Raw genomic sequence first — 16,236 nt, forward strand, 5'->3', positions numbered from 1 at the left:
GCGTTCAGGTGAGGACTGCGCCAAGCGCCATCGCGACGGCGGCCTGGGTCGGATCGATCACGCGCACGCCGAGCTCCTCTTCCAGTCTGCGGCGGTGGCCGGACATGCCGGCACAGCCAAGCACGATCGCACCGGCGCCCATCTGGCGCAATTTCGAACCGGCTTTCACGAGCGCCGCGTAGCTTTCCTCCCCGTGGCCGCTGTCGGCGACGCTGATCGCGCCTTCAAGCGCGACCTCGCCGGCAAGCCTGCCATCGACGCCGAGGCGGCGAAGGTTGCGCATGTGACGGGGGATCGAACCTTCGGCGACTGCGATGACGCCGAAGAGATCCGCAAGCGCCAGCGCGCTCAGCACGCCCGCATCCTGGATGCCGTAGACCGGCTTTTTGGTGATCGACCGGGCAAGGTCCAGCCCGGGCTGCGAATAGCAGGCGAGCACATAGGCTGATGCATCCGGTCGGGTTTCTATCAGGTCGGCGGTGCGCAGTGACGCTTCATCCACATGGCGCTGGCTGACGACGCCGGGCGGACCCTCATCGATCGTGACGCATTCGATGACGGGACCACCCGGAAACTGCATCGGGGAGAGCGCCACGCGCAGGCCTTCGGTGACGCTTTCCGAACTGTTCGGGTTGATGACGAGGATCGGGCCGACTTTTCTCATGGGGCGATCTCCACGCCGAAGTTCTGCGCCGGATCGAATTCCTTGGCGCGGTAGCCGGGCTTGCCCGTCAGGTCGACAGGGCTGCGGGCAATGAAACGGCCACGACCACGGTCCGCCTTCAACTCGCCGTTCTCGACGATGACATCACCGCGGTTCATGGTGAGGACTGGCCAGCCTTCGATCTCCATGCCCTCAAACGGTGTGTAGTCCATGTTGTCGTGCTGACCGGCAAGCGTTGCCTTGCGGCGGGCTTCCGGGTCCCAGATGCAGATATCGGCTTCGTAGCCGGGTGCGATCGATCCCTTTTTAGCCATGCCGAATGTCTTGGCCGCATTGGTGCTTGAGAGTGCAACGAACTGCTGCAGCGTGATGCGGCCTTTAGCGACGCCCTCCGAAAACAGATAGGGCAGGCGCATGGCGATGCCGGGCATGCCGTTGGAGATCTTCGGGTAGTGCGCATCGGCACCATTCGCAAATTTTCCGCTGGCATCGAAACGGTAGGGCGCGTGGTCGGAGGAGACGCTTTCGAACGTGCCTGACTGCACATGTCGCCAGAGCGCTTCCTGCGTTGCCGCGTCGCGGAGCGGTGGAGAGCAGATGAATTTCGCCCCTTCCATGCCGGGCCGGTCGAGATCATCACGGGTCAGCGCCAGATATTGCGGGCATGTTTCGGCAAACAGTTTCGTGCCGGCGAGCTTTTCGCGCTGGACGATGGCAGCGCCGCCAGCCGTTGAGACGTGGACGATGAAGAGTGCTGCATCGACCAGCTTTGCCAGCGAGACGGCCCGGTTGATCGCTTCTTCCTCCGCAAGCTCCGGACGGCTGATCGCGTGGTATTTTGGCGCGGTCAGCCCGGCCGCCGCGAGCCGCTTGTTCATCCACTTCACCATGTCGTTGTTTTCGGCATGGACCATGGTGAGCGCGCCGTGGGTTTTGGCAATCGTCAGGATATCGAGCATGCCACCGTCGCCAATATTCATCAGGTCGTAGGTCATGAAAACCTTGAACGACGTGATGCCCCGCGCAAACACGCCCGGCAGCTCTGCAAGGACATCAGCCGAAGGGTCGGAAATGATCAGGTGGTAGGAATAGTCGAGCACCGAGTGCGGCGCGGCACGGCTGTCATAGGTGGAAATGACATCGGCAATGGACTGGCCGCGATGCTGAGCCGCGAACGGGATGAACGACGAATTGCCACCGAAGGCGGCAGAGACCGAACCGGAATAGTAGTCGTCCGCGGTCATCACGCCCGCGGAGCTTTCCTGGGCGATATGGGCATGCGCCTCTATGCCGCCGGGAACGACCAGCTTTCCGCCGGCATCGATCCGGCGGCTACCTCCAGCGATCTTCTCGCCGATCGCCGCAATTCGACCGTCGGTGATGCCGATATCGCCATCGAATATGTCGGATGCGGTGACGATGCGACCGCCATGGATGACCGTATCAAACGCTGTCATGTCGGTCTTTCCTTACACTTCGATGATCACGCCGGTCTGGCTCGTCAGACGGCCGTAATGCTCGATACGACGATGGCGCTCGAAATCAAAGATCGTCTTCTTGCCGAAGTCGCATTTGGAGAAGTCGCATTCGGCGATGATGAGTTCGTCCTCCTCGGTCACGGCGCGGGCAAGAACGAAACCGTCAGGATCGACGATGATCGAGCCGCCCATCAGCGGGTGGCCGTCCTCGTTGCCCGCCTTGGCGACCCCGACGACATAGGTCGAATTCTGGTAGGCTCCAGACTGCATGGAAAGGTCGGAATGGAAAAGCCGCTTCTCCAAACCTTCGGCGCTCATCTGGCTGTTCACGGACGGCGTGTTGTAGCCGATCGTCACCAGTTCGACGCCCTGCAGGCCGAGGCAACGGAAGGTTTCCGGCCAGCGGCGGTCGTTGCAGATCGCCATGCCCATGATGACGCCTTCGTTTCGCCAGACGTTGAAGCCGAGGTCGCCGGGTTCAAAATAACGCTTTTCGAGATGCTGGAAGGCACGTTCGGTATCGTATTCGGAATGACCGGGAAGATGCACCTTGCGATACTTGCCGACGATATTGGCCTGCCGGTCAGTGACGACGGAGGTGTTGTAATAGTGTCCGTCCGGCGTCTTCTCGCCGTAGCCGAAGGTGATGGCGATGTTGAGTTCTCTGGCGCGGTCGAAAAGCGGCTGCGTGGCGGCGTTCGGCATTTCCGTCTCGAACCAGAAATCGACCTCGGCCTGGTCCTCCATATACCAGCGGGGGAAGAAGGTCGTGAGCGCCAGCTCCGGGTAGACGACCATGTCGGCGCCCTTGGATGCGGCTTCGTCAAGAAGCGCAATCATGCGGATGACGACGCTTTCGCGGCTGTCGGCTTTCTGGATGGCGCCGAGCTGGGCACCTGCGATCTTCATTATGGTCATCGGAGTTTCCTTTCGAAAGCGATCAGGCGGCCAGGCGCCGCTGGAAATGACTGACGAGGCGCACCAGCGGCCACAGCAGCACGAGATAGATGAGAGCCGCCAGCACCAGCGGCGAGGCATTGTAGGTGACAGAGCGCGCCATGCCGGCATTGTAGAGAAGCTCGGACAGCGAGATGACGGAGGCAAGCGAGGTGAGCTTGACGACTTCCACGGTGTTGGAGAGCAGGTCCGGCAGCACGTTGCGGATGGCCTGCGGCAGGACGACATGGGCAAGCGTCTGCACCGGGCTGAGGCCAGTCGACTGGGCAGCTTCCCACTGTCCCTTGGCAACCGAGATCAGACCCGCGCGATAGACCTCCGCATAATAGGAGGAGTTGTTGAGCAGGAATGCGATGACGACGGCGTAGAACGGCGAGATGTTGATCCCGGCGAAGGGCAGGCCGGCATAGATGAAGATGAGCAGCACCAGCGGCGGCAGGGCGCGGAAAAGATCGGTATAGGCGGTCGAGATCCAGCACAGCCAGCGGCGCTCGCTCATATTGCCGAGTGCTACGAACAGGCCGCCGATCAGGCCCAGCAGAATGACGGCGCTGCACAGCTTGAGCGTCATCCAGAGGCCGGACATCATCAACGGCAACGACTGGCGCATGATGTCGAGATTGAAGAACTGGTCGATGAAAATATCCATGTCAGCCTCCTATCGCTTCTTCCAGGCGGTCCGGCTTTCCAGCCAGCGGGCGAAGACCACCATCGGCAGGAAAATCACCAGATAGGCGGCGACCGACATGGTGAGCGGCGTGGCACTGCCGGAAAAACTCTGCGCCGTCGTGGCGCTCGACAGGATTTCCGACACGCCGATGGCTGAGCCGAGCGCGGTCATCTTGGTGATGGCGAGCACGCGGTTGACGAGCGGCGGAATGGCGAGACGGACGGCCTGGGGCAGCGCGACATAGGCAAGCGTGCGGGTAAAACCGAGCCCGGTTGCGATGCCGGCCTCCCATTGGCCTTTCTCGACGGACGAAAAGCCCGCCCAGAATATCTCTTCGGCAAAAGCTGGAAGGGTCGCCGCCAGAACGAGGAACAGAACCATTGGTCCGGACAGCTGGATGCCGATCGACGGGAACCCGAAATAGAGGATCAGGATGACGACCAGAGGCGGCAGTGCGCGAAAGATGTCGGCATAGCAGATGATGAAGAAATTGAGCGTCTTGACGCCATAGCTGCGCAGGCAGGCGAGCGCGAGGCCGGCCAGGATGCCAGCCACGATCACCGCCGAGGCAATCTGCAGGGTGACCCAGATTCCGGCAATGATGTCGGGCGTATATTTCGCCATCACCACCGGGTTGAAGAAGGTTTCGAGGAACCGGTCCATCGCCGTTACCCGGAAACGCGCGAAAGGAATGCGCGGGTGCGATCGGCCTTCGGGTTGCCGAATAGCTCGTCCGGCGTGCCTTCTTCGACGACGACACCGCCATCCATGAAGACAACCCGGTCCGCGGTCTCGCGGGCAAAGCCCATCTCGTGGCTGACGACGACCATCGTCATGCCCTTGGATTTCAGGTCCTTCATCACCTTGAGGACGGAACCGACCAGTTCGGGATCAAGCGCTGAGGTGGGCTCGTCGAACAGCATGACTTTCGGGTCGAGCGCCAGCGAGCGGGCGATCGCCACGCGCTGCTGCTGGCCCCCGGACAGTTCACCGGGATAGGCGTCGGCCTTGTGCGCCAGGCCAACCTGTTCGAGCATGTCCATCGCCCGCGCATCGGCCTCTTCCTTGGCGCGCTTCAGCGCCTTGCGCTGGGCGAGCGTGACATTCTTGAGGACACTCATATGCGGGTAGAGGTGAAAACCCTGGAACACCATGCCGATCTGCAGCCGCATACGGTCGAGATCGCGGCGGGTACCGGCCATGATGTTGCGGCCATTGACGATGATATCGCCCGATGTTGGCTCCTCTAGACGGTTACAACAGCGCAGCATCGTGCTTTTACCGGAACCGGATGGACCGATGACGAACACGAGTTCGCCCTCGGCGACCCTCAGGTCGATCTTCTTGAGGACGGTGGTGGACCCGAAGCGCTTTTCCAGCGCGACGACTTCGAGCATTGGGCGATTGGCCATTGTGGGACCTCCGGCAGGCACGATGCGGGCAGATTGCCGGCCAACCGCTATCTCCGATGGGAGAGACGATTGGCGGCCGGCTGCCGCATCCTGTCTGATCAAGGGGGAGGGCAGGCGACTGACGCGCCTGCCCGTGCTGCAGATCGTTACTTCAGGTTATCGCAGGAGGCTTTGTGGTCATCATCCTTGTAACCATCGAAGCCTGGCGTCCCGAAACCCTTGGTCGGGGTGACGATCGTCGTGCCAGCTTCTGGCGTGACGCCGAACCATTTGACCGAAAGCTTCGCCATCGAGCCGTCGAGCTTCAGGCATTCCATCGCACGATCGACGAGATCGCGGTTCTGCTCGTCTCCCTTGCGAAAGGAAAGGGCCCAGACGAGGCCGGTTTCGTATTCGAAGGAGAGTTTCAGGCGCGGGTTCTTCTTGACCGCCCATGCAGCGGCAGTATTGCCGGCAAGGTTGGCATCGGCGCGTCCCGCAATGACGGCTGCCACGGCGTCGGTATTGGTGCCGTAGCTTTCGACCTTCCAGCCGAATTCCTTTTCCTTCTCCCGCAGGAAGCTGTCATAGGCAGACCCCTTGTTGACGGCGATCGTCTTGCCCTTGAAGTCTTCCAGCGTCTTGTATTCAGGCGCATTGGCCGGCACGACGAAGCCGAAATTGGTGTCCATGAAGCCTTCGGTAAAGAGAAGGTTCGCGGCACGCTCCTTGTTCACGGTGACGGGCGCTACCAGGAAGTCATAGGTGCCGGCCTGAAGTGCTGGGATGAGGCCGGAGAACTGCGCTCCGGTCAGATCGACTTTCTTGCCCAACCGTTCACCGATCAGGTTTGCCATATCGACGTTGAAACCCTCGATCTTGCCATCGAGGGTGGGCATGGCGTGCGGCGCGAAGGTCGCGTCGATCGCGGTCTTGATCGTGTCTCCGAGGGAGTAGGCTGGCGTGCAGGCAAGCAGAGTAGCTAAGCCGACAAAGCCGGCCCTGATAGATGGTTTCATCGATGTTCTCCTACTGGCGGCTCCAGGCCTTTGCGGCCCTTGTTGACGCCAGTGTTCCACCGAACCTGCTGCGCTGCAATATAATTGATTATTATAATCGAACTAGAATTATATGATTGTCGAATAGTGATTGGGTCGATCGTCGTCGTTGTCGCAACCGGCCAATGGCGCATATTGCGTCAGCTCTGAAGAGGCTGAGGCTCTTTCGGAAGAAGTTCGCCTTCGATGCGGTAGTGCAAACCATCCGTGCGGTAGTCCACGTTGGCTACGCCGTTGAAATAGGTCGGCACAACGCGCTCCATCAGGCGGGAGCCAAAGCCGCGCCGCGTCGGTTCGCTCACGGCCGGCCCCTTGCTTTCGATCCATGTGAAGGCAAAGCCGTTTTCGCCGGGCGCCGTCCAGCGGATCTCGACCTTGCCGTCGGCCGTACTGAGCGCGCCATATTTGGTGGCATTTGTCGCAAGTTCATGGATTGCCAGTGCCAAACCCATGGAAGGTTGTGCTTCGAGCACCATCGGAGGCCCGAAGATATCGAAGCGGTCGGCGCTGTCCTGGTGCGGTTCGACGGATGTCCGTACAATCGTCTCGACATCTGCTGCGGACCAGTTCGTTGCCGTCAGCGTATCCTGTGCCCGGGCAAGTGCGTCGATGCGGGCCGACGCCATTTCACCGGCAAGCTTCACGTCTGTCGCATTGCGCAGGCTCTGGGATACGACGGCTTGAACCATCGCCAGCGTGTTCTTCATTCGGTGGGACAATTCGCGCTGCAACACACGCTGTTGGCGCTCCCGTTCCTTTTGCTCGGCAAGAAGGCGCTGCTGTTCGCGCACCAGATCTTCGCTGCGCAGACGTTCTTCCTGAAGATCATCAACCGCCTTGTGCATGACCTGGATCAGCAGAATGTCCACGATGACCACGCACGCGTAGAAGGTCAAAGCCACGAGGACCGACCCGTTGATCTCGAACATCGCAAACGGCGGTATAAACCAGTACCAGGCAGCCACGCCACAGGCCACGGCGCAAACGGCCCCGGGCCAGACGCCCGCCAGAAACGTCGTCAGGATTACCGCGGGGAAGAAGGTCAGATACGGGAAGCCCGGCGGCAGGAGATGGTCGCATAGAAACCGCGCGTAGAGCGCAAGCCCGAACGCTGCAACCGCCACTCCCCAGCGCTTTCCCGGGGAAGCGCGGACGTGGTCGCTCATCTCGAACAATTGCATACGTAAGGGCTTCATTCCAAGTGGGTTCCCGCGGCGTTGCTTGTTCTTGGCTTGTTCGGGGTGTTCCGTCAATCAGCAACTAGAAAGGTACGTAATGTCCGACGGGATAAGGGACAAGTTTGGCAACACCGGTGAAAGCACGGCGTATGCGGACAACAAACGTGACGAGCACGTTGAGGCATCAGAGGCGCGATATGCGGGGACAGGAGGCGCTCCGCGAGACTGACAGATCGTCAGCCGCCGACGCGGGGTTCTGACAAAAATTCGCGGGCCCACAGTACGGGCCCGCGCTATCGTCGATCAAGTCAAACCGTAAAGCCTCAAGGCCTTCGCGCCGCCAGAATGAGTCGCTCGAAGAACTTCAGCTGCTCGTCGCAGGTCTGGGCGACCGTCTCAAATATCAGCCGGTCTTCCCGCCGGATTGCCGCAATCTTCTTCGTCAGGGCCGAAATCACCCTTGCCGGCATCTTGGCAATGGTCATCGCAATCGCCTTCGGTCCGGCTTCGAGTTTGGCGATACCGAGATGGCCTGCTGCAAGCTGCAGCCTGGTTGTGCGCAACAACAGCAGCGTCTCCTGCGGCAATTCGCCGAAGCGATCCTCGAACTCTTCTTCCAGATCATTCACGTCGCGCTGTGAGGATGCCCGCAGAAGTCTGGCATAGAGATTGAGCCTGACAGCCGGATCCGGCACGTAATCCGCCGGTATCGTGCCCGCGACGTCGAGATGCAGGATTGCGCGCTTTCTGGTGGCCGAAAGTCGTTTTCCCAGTTTCGCGACTGCACGCGCGAGGAGCTTCTGGTAAAGGCCAATACCGATGACCTTCATATGCCCAGCCTGATCCTCGCCGGCGATGTCGCCCCCGCCGCGCAAATCGAGATCGCGCAGACTGATCGCAAGCCCGGCGCCCAGGCGGTCGTTCTCTACGAGTGTCAAAAGCCGCAAGCGCGTTTCCTCGGGCAGTTCTGCACCTTCTTCCGTCAGAAGCGTGGTCATGCCCTGCGCGCCTCCACGGCCGACCCGTCCACGCAACTGGTGCAGCTGGGCCAAACCGAACCGCTCCGCATTCCAGATGAACATCGTATTGGCGCGCGGCACATCGAGGCCGTTTTCAATAATGTTGGTGGCGAGAAGGACATCGCCATCGCCGTCCGCGAAACCGACGATCGCTTCGTCGATCGTCGCCGCCGGCATCTTGCCGTGCGCGACCTTAACCGCGAGCTCGGGAACAATCTTGCGCAGGATCGCCTCGACGGCTTCGATATCCTCGATGCGCGGCACCACGACGAAGCTTTGTCCGCCCCGGCGGTATTCTCGCATCAATCCGGTGCGCATCGATGCGTTGTCGAATGCTGCAAGCGATGTGCGAACGGGTCGGCGCCGGGCGGGCGGAGTCGTCAGCAGGCTGACCTCCTGAACTCCGACCATTGCCGACTGCAAGGTGCGTGGGATAGGTGTTGCCGACATGGCGAGCGTGTGGAGGGTCGGCGCGAGCGCGCTCATGGCCCGTTTGTCCTTGAGCCCGAACCGATGTTCCTCATCCACGATCAAAAGCCCGAGATGCGCAAAGCCCACGTCTTTTGCAAGGATCGCATGGGTCGCGACGATAACGTCGATTTCACCCTCGGCCAACGCCGCCTTGACCTGCTTCGCCTCGCTTGGCTTGACGAGCCGTGACAACATTCCGACAGAGATGCCTGTTCCTTCGAAGCGTCGCTTGAAGGTGGCGAAATGCTGACGTGTGAGAACAGTCGTTGGGGCGATGACGACCACCTGACCGCCCGCAAGTGCTACCGCTGCTGCGGCGCGCAGTGCAATCTCTGTCTTGCCGAAGCCGACATCGCCGCAGACAAGGCGGTTCATGGCACGCCCGGACGCGAGATCGGAAAGCGTGGCCTTGATGGCTTCGGCCTGATCTGGTGTTTCGGCGAAAGGGAACCGTCGGGTGAAGGCTGAAAATTCGGCGCGGGGAGGAATGAACGTCTCGGCCGGCGAGGCCTGCCTGTGCTTTGCGATGGTCGAAAAATGACGCGCCGTCGATTTGATGTCCGCGACAATCTTCTCGTGCTTCTTTTGCCAGGCGTCGGTGTGAAGACGATCGAGCGAGACCGCCTCGGGTTCGGAACCGTAGCGCCACAGCTTTCCGAATTCTTCCATCGGAACAAGCACGGAAGCACCTTCGCGATATTCCAGACGGGCAGCGCCACGCGCGACACCTGCAACGGCGATGCTCTCCAGATCTTTTAAAATGCCAATGCCGTGATCTTCGTGGACGACGACGTCGCCGATCCGAAGATCTGGTTCGCCAAGAAAGGAAGTTGCACTTGAAACATGTCGGTGTTCGTCGCCCGCGGCGATCACAGCAACATTTTGCGCGACGTCGAGGAACCCGTGATCGAGGGCGCAGGCGAGCTTCAAAAGCGCGCCGGATTCGGCGTCCATCACCTGCGTCCAGCTGTCGACGAACCGAGGCGATACGCCAGTTGCTTTCGCGACACGGCGGCAAAGCGCCTCTGATGCCTTGCCATGCCCGGAAATTACAACCTTCATTCCATCGCCCAGGCGTTCCTGTGCAAATTTGACCAGTGCCTTGCGCGGGTCCGCATCAGACGCCCCGGAAGGCAGTTCACCCCCTTGTTCGAGATCCAGTGCGCTGGTCTGCACGCCGGTGAAGCGCTGTTCCCACTCCTCGCTGTCAAGATAGAACGAGCAAGGAGAGGATGTTCCGGTCTTACCGAATTCCGTGCGGGACTGGCGGGCGTCGTCGATGATTTCCAGATTCCGTACGACCCGGTCTGCTGCGCCCGGAGCCGCAGTCAAAGCGGCATTGCCGAGGATATCGAAAACCGTCACCATGTCCGGGTAGAGGCGGGAAAGCTGGCGCTCCATCGTCTCAGATTTTGGAGCAGGGGCTACCGCAATGACGTCTGCGAGTATGGCTTCGGATGCCGGACCGAAGCTCAACCGTTCAAGGTAGCTCTCGGTTCGCTGCGAGACGCGGTCAAATCCACGCAATTCGGTCACGTGATCGTCTTCCGACAGGACGATGCGCATTGGGCCCGGGGCGCCGGCGGGATAGATGTCGATCATCCCGTCGCGCACCGCCAGTTCGCCGGGATCGTCGGCAACGCCCTCTTCCACATAGCCTGATCGTCTGACGAAATTCAGGAATGCCTCGCGATCGAATGGCTGGCCGACCACCAGTTCGATCTGGCCATCTGCGATGACCCCCGCCGGCGGAATGCGCTGCAGCGTCGCGTCGATCGATGTCAGCAGCAGTCGCGGCGTGTCGCTTGGCCTGGTCCATATCCGCAATGCGTCCATGCGTCGACCCATGCAGTGCCGCGAGGGCGGAACCCGATCATAGGGAAGGCAGTCCCAAGGCGGCAGAACAATGAATTGGACCGAGGGAAAGAGCGCTGCCATGGCATCCGCTGTTTTTTGCGCAGCATTTTCGCTCAATGCCACATAGCAGAGCGAACGACCGGAGCTCCGGAGCGATGCCTCAAGCCGGGTTGCCACCAAACCCGGCGGTAGTTTCAGATGCGGGGTCTGTTCCGATGCGGGGAGGGGAGAGGGGGCGTTTTCATTTCGGGACTCAACGATACTCACATGAACCTGCCATTCTCGCGTCAGCAATTTTATCAGGCTGCAAGAACTTAGTTTGTCGCGCCCTGTTCCCTTCGAACTTTGAGTTTTCTCTTCACGCGGTCAGGCCGCCATGACGGTGAGAGATCAGCGACCGGATGCCGCGTTGCCGTGCACGGAACAGGTCGATGACGAGCGGGTTATTCGACCTCACGGATAGGAGAACCATGTGAAAGTGTTCATTTACGGCACCCTGAAAAGAGGCTTTGCGCTTCACGATAAGGGGCTTGGGAATTCGGAATATATCGGGGATGTAGTGACGGTCGAGCCCTACCCCCTGTTGATAGCAGCACCATTCTACGGGCCGATGATGCTCGAACAACCGGGAACCGGTTTGCAGGTGACAGGGGAGTTGTTTGAAGTCCCTGAAAACGATCTGCCGGTTCTGGATAAGCTGGAAGACGTTGGTGAAGAGGGAAGTTTCCGGGCAATGCTCAAGGTTCAGGCATCGGGTGGCGGTCTCGTTCATGATGCCCTTGTCTTTCTGAAAGACGAGAACTGGCTCGACCCCATCCATTCCGGTTTCCTGTCCGCCTATAACGACCGCAGATTTATCCCGCCATGGGACCGGTAACGACAAGACAAGAGGGACGTCACGATGCGCTACGAGGCAAAGCCCGGCGATGTCAGCCTATTCGAAAATGAAAAAGCCGGCCACGAGCGCGCACCGGACCACCGCGGCTATTTCATCGCTCACAGAGATATCAAGGCCGGAGAAAAGATCGAAATGGTGCTGTGGGCCGGAAGGCCGAACAGTTCGCGCTCCTTTGGTGGCAGACTATCCGACGACCAGAAGGGGAGCGCGTCGGCGGTTCCCGATCCGGTTGATCTGTTTGGCAACCCTTTGCCAAAGCCACCGAAAGGATGACACTGCGCACTCGTTCGATTTGACGTCTCAAACCACGGCGGTGCTCTCGCTCCGCGTCTCGGTGGAGGAACTATGGCTCCGGTTGATGGTTACGGGGCGAGTCAACGAGAGAGATACAGTGATGAAATTTGGACTTCTTGGCGTCGCGTCGGTCGCGACCGCGGTATTCTTGAGCAGCGCAGCCTATGCACAGCAGGGCGATGGAACCGAAGTCCAGATCACGACCAACGTGTTCAAGCCGAACAAGATTCCGGCAACCGCGGAACGGATCGCCACCTTGAAGGCGCCGGAAGGTTTCACCGTTGAGCCTTTCGCCCAGGGTCTCGGAAACAGCCGCATCATCGCCGTGTCGGATAAGGGCTATATCTATGTCAGCCGCCGCGAGGAAGGCGACGTGCTGCTGCTGAAGGACGAGAACGGCGACGGCAAGGCCGACGGCGCACCGGTGAAAGTGGCAGCGCGTGCGCAGGCCCACGGTCTGGCAATCAAGGATAACAGGCTGTACCTCGTCACGGTCAAAGAGGTGTTCGTCGCGGACATCAAGGACGACGGCACGCTCGGGCCACTTGAAATGATCATTGGCGATCTGCCGGATTCCGGACAGCATCCCAACCGCGTCATGGAGTTCGGTCCTGATGGCATGCTCTACATCAGCGTCGGTTCCACCTGTAACGCCTGCAACGAAAGCAATGCCGAAAACGCAACGGTGCTCCGGACGACCCCTGATGGCAAGAGCCGCACCATCTTCGCGTCCGGCCTTCGCAACACGATCGGCTACGACTGGAACCGCGAGACCGGTGAACTTTGGGGGCTCGACCATGGCATCGATCTCCTCGGTGATGAGGTGCAGGCAGAAGAGCTCAACCTCATCGAACAGGGAAAGCAATATGGCTGGCCGCATGTTTACGGAGCAGGCGACATCTATCCGCAGTCGACACCGGTCGGCGGGGTGACCAAGAAGGAGTGGAAGGCGCAGAGCGATCCGATGAAACTCGGCTACACGGCACACGCAGCCCCCATGCAGATGAAATTCTACAGCGGAACGTCGTTTCCGGCCGAGTTCTCGGGCGATGCGTTTGCAACCATGCGCGGATCCTGGAATCGTAACCCGGCATCCGGATACGAGATTGTTCGCATTCACTTCGAAAATGGCAAGCCGAAATCCTTCGAACCTTTCGTCACCGGCTTCCTCAGCGATGGTGGCAAGACGCATTTTGCACGACCGGTCGGACTGGCCGTCGCCAAGGATGGCGCCTTGCTGATGGCCGACGATGCAAACGGTGTCATCTACAGGGTGGCTTACACCGGCGACGCGCAAAAGGCACAAGCGCAGCCCGCTGCGCCCGTTGAACCTATGAAGGCGCAGGCCGCCAAAGGTATCGATGTGCCACTGGCCATGGATCGCCCGGAGACCAAGACGGAAGGCAGCGTATCCGTCTCGTCCTCGTCTTTCGACAACGACGAACTCATGCCGCAGCGTCATAGCGAATATGCCGAGAGTGTCTCACCTGCGATCAGCTGGAAGGCCGTCCCGAAGGCCGCGTCCTACGCGATCATCGTAGAGGATCCAGGCTCCTCACCAACCAAGCCGTTTGTTCACTGGCTGGCGTGGAATATCCCGGCAACGGTGACGTCCCTGCCGGAAGGGTTGCAGGAACAGCTCCGCCTCGTCGAACCGGAAGGCGTCCTTCAAGGCCGCAACACATCCGGCAGTCACGGCTATTTCGGACCAAAGCCGCCGGCCGGCGACCCGGCGCATCACTATCACTTCCAGGTTCTTGCGCTTGACGAGATGCTGGCTCTTCCCCCGACATCCGACCGGGATGCTCTTCTCGCCGCAGTGGCCGGTCATGTGATCGGCAAGGGTGAGATCGTGGGTCGCTACCAGCAGAAGGTCGATCCTGCGAAGAAGTAAGGCTTCGTCCGATCACGCCCCGATACAACGCTCAGCAGTAGACGATGTTTTTATAGGAGGAGGCCGTACTGGAATCAGGCGGCCTCTTCTTCGATTGCGAGGTCTCGCAACAGGGTATGGATCTGCTCGCCGCTCAGCCGGGACGGATCGAAACCGCTTGACGAGCCGACGTCGGCGAAGCGCTTTGCGTGGGCTTCGGATGTCCCGATAAAACCCATTGCCCAGTTCGGGAAATACCGATGGCTGATCGGGTCCACGGCCAGCAGCGAAACTTCGCCGTGGCGTTCGTCCTGCTGGATGCGCTCGAATGCGGCTTCCACCCGCTCGAGCGGACCTTCCAGAACCTGGGCGAAGCAGCCCGCGTTGAACAGAAGCGCCCCGGTGATCTCGTCACGCAGATTGTTCACCCGACTTTTCGCCAGGATCTCGTCGACGTTTGAGCTAAACGCCGCGCCATCGTCGCCGATCTGGTTGCGGCTGTAGTAGACCAGGCGATACAAGCTGTTATCCATTATCAGTTCCCCTTTATAAAATGTGTTGTGCCAGGAACGCCGGAATCTGATCCGTGCCCATCGGCCGTCCCGTCAGATAGCCCTGCACATGGGTGCAGCGTTCGCCACGAATGCGCGCCAACTGTTCCGCCGTCTCGACGCCTTCAGCCGTGATCGACATCCCGAGGCTCGTCCCGAGACTTGCGATTGATCGCAGGATCGCCTCGCTGTCTGCGTCGTCACAGGCAACAAACGAGCGATCGATCTTCAGTTTGTTGAACGGAAACTTCTGCAGGTAGCTCAAGGACGAATAGCCAGTGCCGAAATCGTCCATGGAGATTCTGACGCCAAGCGCGCGCATGGCATTCAGCGTCTGGATGACGTTATCCGTGTCATCGAGCAGGGCGCCCTCGGTAATTTCGATTTCCAAACGATGGGCTGGCAATCCCGAGTGCCTTAGCGCCGATGCGACCGTTTCCAGCAGTGTGTCCGCCTTGAACTGAAGCGGCGAGACGTTGACGGCGACAATCATATCATTCGGCCAGGACATTGCCTCCAGGCAGGCTGTACGCAAAACCCATTCGCCGATCTTGACGATCAGGCCGTTTTCCTCCGCAAGCGAGATAAAGGAAAGAGGCGGGATGTTGCCTTTGACGGGATGTTCCCACCGGAGCAGGGCCTCGAAGCCATCCACCCGTTTGGTCGAGACATCGAGGAACGGCTGATAGTTCAGCTTGAACTGCTTCAGGGCCAGCGCGCGGCGGAGATCGATCTCCATTTCCCGACGTCCGAGGAGTAGAGCGTCCATCCCGCTTTCGAACATGCGGTAACGTCCACGCCCGGCCTTCTTTGCCTCATAGAGAGCAAGATCACCGTTGCGGAGCAGGTCGTCTGGCTGGAGCGCATCAGCGCCAAAGGCGACGCCGACGCTTGCGCCGATATTGATTGTGTGACCGTTCAGAACATAGGTGCGGCCGACAAGGTCCACGATCCGCGAAGCGAGTTTTTCGGCCGCAGCAAGATCATCGACATCATGCTGGAGGATCACGAACTCGTCCCCGCCAAGACGCGCAACGACATCGCTTTTGCGGCACGCGGCCTTGAGGCGGTCGGCCACCTTTTTCAAAAGAAGGTCGCCTGTTGCATGTCCCAGCGTGTCGTTGACTATCTTGAAGCGGTCAAGATCGAGGCAGTGGACGGCGATCGATGAAGATTTAGAACCGTTGCTCAAAGCAGACGACAGGTGCGACAGCAAGGCGTTCCGCTTGGCAAGGCCCGTCAGTTCGTCGACATCGGTCTTGATGGCGATGCCCTGGTTCTGCGATGCAGGTCGCAGGTCAACGAGATACTGCCCGTCGTCGAAAGAGACGAACGCGGCATCGAAGCTCTCACCGCTATGGATGGACGTGACTGAAACCGGGGCGCAGCTGGTGTCGGGCAGGTCTGTGACCAGGCCAGTAAAAAGCGCGTGGACAGCGCCCCCGGGAAATGCGCCGAATGAGACTTCGCTCGCCTTGTTGGCGTAGACGACGAGACCATCGGATCCGACAACCAAGACCGGGCGCGGCAACATCTCTAGTATTTTCTCGGTGTTGAGAAGCTGAAACGGATGAGGTTCCAATGTGTGGAGGATAGACGTCACAGCGTTCATGGTTGGTTACCGTTCGGAGTTGACCGAGAGGTAATCCGCAAACGTTTCTAGGCAATGGATGCCAAGCCCCGGGACATGACTGTTTGTCGAGAGAGGGTTATCGATTGCTAAAGATGGACTGATGGCGGCAGGAAGGGCACGCCGCGCAGGATGCTCGCCTCTACTTCCGGCAAACTGAACGTGAGACTACCCAACATAGATTAGGTAATAGGAATATACTATTGAGCAACGCTTAAATGTATTTTTACAAAGGCTTATTCTTGTT

The 16,236-nt window shown here is 59.9% G+C and carries 14 protein-coding genes; 3 read left to right on the forward strand and 11 right to left on the reverse strand.

Annotated features, from left to right (window positions below; all coding sequences use genetic code 11):
* Window positions 1-4: 4 nt before the first annotated feature.
* The 9 genes from ACQY1L_RS19000 to ACQY1L_RS19040 all read right to left on the reverse strand — a co-directional run bounded on the left by ACQY1L_RS19000 (window position 5) and on the right by ACQY1L_RS19040 (window position 10,722).
* Window positions 5-664, reverse strand: a complete 660-nt coding sequence (locus tag ACQY1L_RS19000) for an aspartate/glutamate racemase family protein (protein WP_430245569.1) — start codon at window positions 662-664, stop codon at window positions 5-7.
* On the reverse strand, window positions 661-2,121 hold the full coding sequence (gene hydA, locus ACQY1L_RS19005) for a dihydropyrimidinase (protein ID WP_430245571.1): 1,461 nt from the start codon (window positions 2,119-2,121) through the stop codon (window positions 661-663). The genes ACQY1L_RS19000 and hydA overlap by 4 nt, the downstream gene beginning before the upstream one ends.
* Before the next feature lie 12 nt (window positions 2,122-2,133).
* Window positions 2,134-3,060 carry an N-carbamoyl-D-amino-acid hydrolase gene (locus tag ACQY1L_RS19010; protein ID WP_430245573.1) on the reverse strand — a complete coding sequence of 309 codons (927 nt, stop codon included), beginning with the start codon at window positions 3,058-3,060 and terminating at the stop codon, window positions 2,134-2,136.
* Between the two features lie 22 nt (window positions 3,061-3,082).
* Window positions 3,083-3,748, reverse strand: coding sequence for an amino acid ABC transporter permease (locus tag ACQY1L_RS19015; protein WP_430245575.1), 666 nt, complete (start codon window positions 3,746-3,748; stop codon window positions 3,083-3,085).
* A 9-nt stretch (window positions 3,749-3,757) separates the two neighbouring features.
* Window positions 3,758-4,432 (reverse strand): amino acid ABC transporter permease, encoded by a 675-nt coding sequence (locus tag ACQY1L_RS19020; protein ID WP_430245577.1) that lies wholly within the window; start codon window positions 4,430-4,432, stop codon window positions 3,758-3,760.
* A 5-nt stretch (window positions 4,433-4,437) separates the two neighbouring features.
* Window positions 4,438-5,181 (reverse strand): amino acid ABC transporter ATP-binding protein, encoded by a 744-nt coding sequence (locus ACQY1L_RS19025; RefSeq protein WP_430245580.1) that lies wholly within the window; start codon window positions 5,179-5,181, stop codon window positions 4,438-4,440.
* 146 nt (window positions 5,182-5,327) lie between these two features.
* Window positions 5,328-6,179 (reverse strand): transporter substrate-binding domain-containing protein, encoded by an 852-nt coding sequence (locus tag ACQY1L_RS19030; protein ID WP_062459536.1) that lies wholly within the window; start codon window positions 6,177-6,179, stop codon window positions 5,328-5,330.
* A 179-nt stretch (window positions 6,180-6,358) separates the two neighbouring features.
* Entirely contained in the window at window positions 6,359-7,414 is a 1,056-nt protein-coding gene (locus ACQY1L_RS19035; protein WP_113166070.1) for a sensor histidine kinase, read from the reverse strand.
* A 305-nt stretch (window positions 7,415-7,719) separates the two neighbouring features.
* On the reverse strand, window positions 7,720-10,722 hold the full coding sequence (locus tag ACQY1L_RS19040; protein WP_430245583.1) for a DEAD/DEAH box helicase: 3,003 nt from the start codon (window positions 10,720-10,722) through the stop codon (window positions 7,720-7,722).
* A 493-nt stretch (window positions 10,723-11,215) separates the two neighbouring features.
* Here ACQY1L_RS19040 and ACQY1L_RS19045 point away from each other — a divergent pair, with 493 nt between their 5' ends.
* The 3 genes from ACQY1L_RS19045 to ACQY1L_RS19055 all read left to right on the forward strand — a co-directional run bounded on the left by ACQY1L_RS19045 (window position 11,216) and on the right by ACQY1L_RS19055 (window position 13,829).
* Window positions 11,216-11,620 (forward strand): gamma-glutamylcyclotransferase family protein, encoded by a 405-nt coding sequence (locus ACQY1L_RS19045; RefSeq protein ID WP_062459546.1) that lies wholly within the window; start codon window positions 11,216-11,218, stop codon window positions 11,618-11,620.
* Window positions 11,621-11,644: 24 nt separating this feature from the next.
* The gene (locus ACQY1L_RS19050) at window positions 11,645-11,914 is read left to right on the forward strand and encodes a hypothetical protein (RefSeq protein ID WP_062459549.1); all 270 of its coding nucleotides are present in this window, start codon (window positions 11,645-11,647) and stop codon (window positions 11,912-11,914) included.
* A 121-nt stretch (window positions 11,915-12,035) separates the two neighbouring features.
* The gene (locus ACQY1L_RS19055; RefSeq protein ID WP_430245585.1) at window positions 12,036-13,829 is read left to right on the forward strand and encodes a YbhB/YbcL family Raf kinase inhibitor-like protein; all 1,794 of its coding nucleotides are present in this window, start codon (window positions 12,036-12,038) and stop codon (window positions 13,827-13,829) included.
* 74 nt (window positions 13,830-13,903) lie between these two features.
* Here the strand turns inward: ACQY1L_RS19055 and ACQY1L_RS19060 are convergent, their stop codons facing one another.
* Window positions 13,904-14,341: a BLUF domain-containing protein gene (locus ACQY1L_RS19060; protein WP_062459555.1), complete on the reverse strand. Its 438-nt coding sequence runs from the start codon at window positions 14,339-14,341 to the stop codon at window positions 13,904-13,906.
* A gap of 13 nt (window positions 14,342-14,354) precedes the next feature.
* Window positions 14,355-15,971, reverse strand: a complete 1,617-nt coding sequence (locus ACQY1L_RS19065; protein ID WP_430245588.1) for a putative bifunctional diguanylate cyclase/phosphodiesterase — start codon at window positions 15,969-15,971, stop codon at window positions 14,355-14,357.
* Window positions 15,972-16,236 lie beyond the last annotated feature (265 nt).

This window comes from Neorhizobium sp. DAR64862/K0K3, from assembly GCF_050500185.1.
GTDB lineage: Bacteria > Pseudomonadota > Alphaproteobacteria > Rhizobiales > Rhizobiaceae > Neorhizobium > Neorhizobium soli.

Coding starts and splice junctions, on each gene's coding strand:
- ACQY1L_RS19000 (WP_430245569.1), bottom strand. CDS start 664: ATGAGAAAAGTCGGCCCGATCCTCGTCATCAACCCGAACAGTTCGGAA.
- hydA (WP_430245571.1), bottom strand. CDS start 2,121: ATGACAGCGTTTGATACGGTCATCCATGGCGGTCGCATCGTCACCGCA.
- ACQY1L_RS19010 (WP_430245573.1), bottom strand. CDS start 3,060: ATGACCATAATGAAGATCGCAGGTGCCCAGCTCGGCGCCATCCAGAAA.
- ACQY1L_RS19015 (WP_430245575.1), bottom strand. CDS start 3,748: ATGGATATTTTCATCGACCAGTTCTTCAATCTCGACATCATGCGCCAG.
- ACQY1L_RS19020 (WP_430245577.1), bottom strand. CDS start 4,432: ATGGACCGGTTCCTCGAAACCTTCTTCAACCCGGTGGTGATGGCGAAA.
- ACQY1L_RS19025 (WP_430245580.1), bottom strand. CDS start 5,181: ATGGCCAATCGCCCAATGCTCGAAGTCGTCGCGCTGGAAAAGCGCTTC.
- ACQY1L_RS19030 (WP_062459536.1), bottom strand. CDS start 6,179: ATGAAACCATCTATCAGGGCCGGCTTTGTCGGCTTAGCTACTCTGCTT.
- ACQY1L_RS19035 (WP_113166070.1), bottom strand. CDS start 7,414: ATGAAGCCCTTACGTATGCAATTGTTCGAGATGAGCGACCACGTCCGC.
- ACQY1L_RS19040 (WP_430245583.1), bottom strand. CDS start 10,722: ATGGACGCATTGCGGATATGGACCAGGCCAAGCGACACGCCGCGACTG.
- ACQY1L_RS19050 (WP_062459549.1), top strand. CDS start 11,645: ATGCGCTACGAGGCAAAGCCCGGCGATGTCAGCCTATTCGAAAATGAA.
- ACQY1L_RS19055 (WP_430245585.1), top strand. CDS start 12,036: ATGAAATTTGGACTTCTTGGCGTCGCGTCGGTCGCGACCGCGGTATTC.
- ACQY1L_RS19060 (WP_062459555.1), bottom strand. CDS start 14,341: ATGGATAACAGCTTGTATCGCCTGGTCTACTACAGCCGCAACCAGATC.
- ACQY1L_RS19065 (WP_430245588.1), bottom strand. CDS start 15,971: ATGAACGCTGTGACGTCTATCCTCCACACATTGGAACCTCATCCGTTT.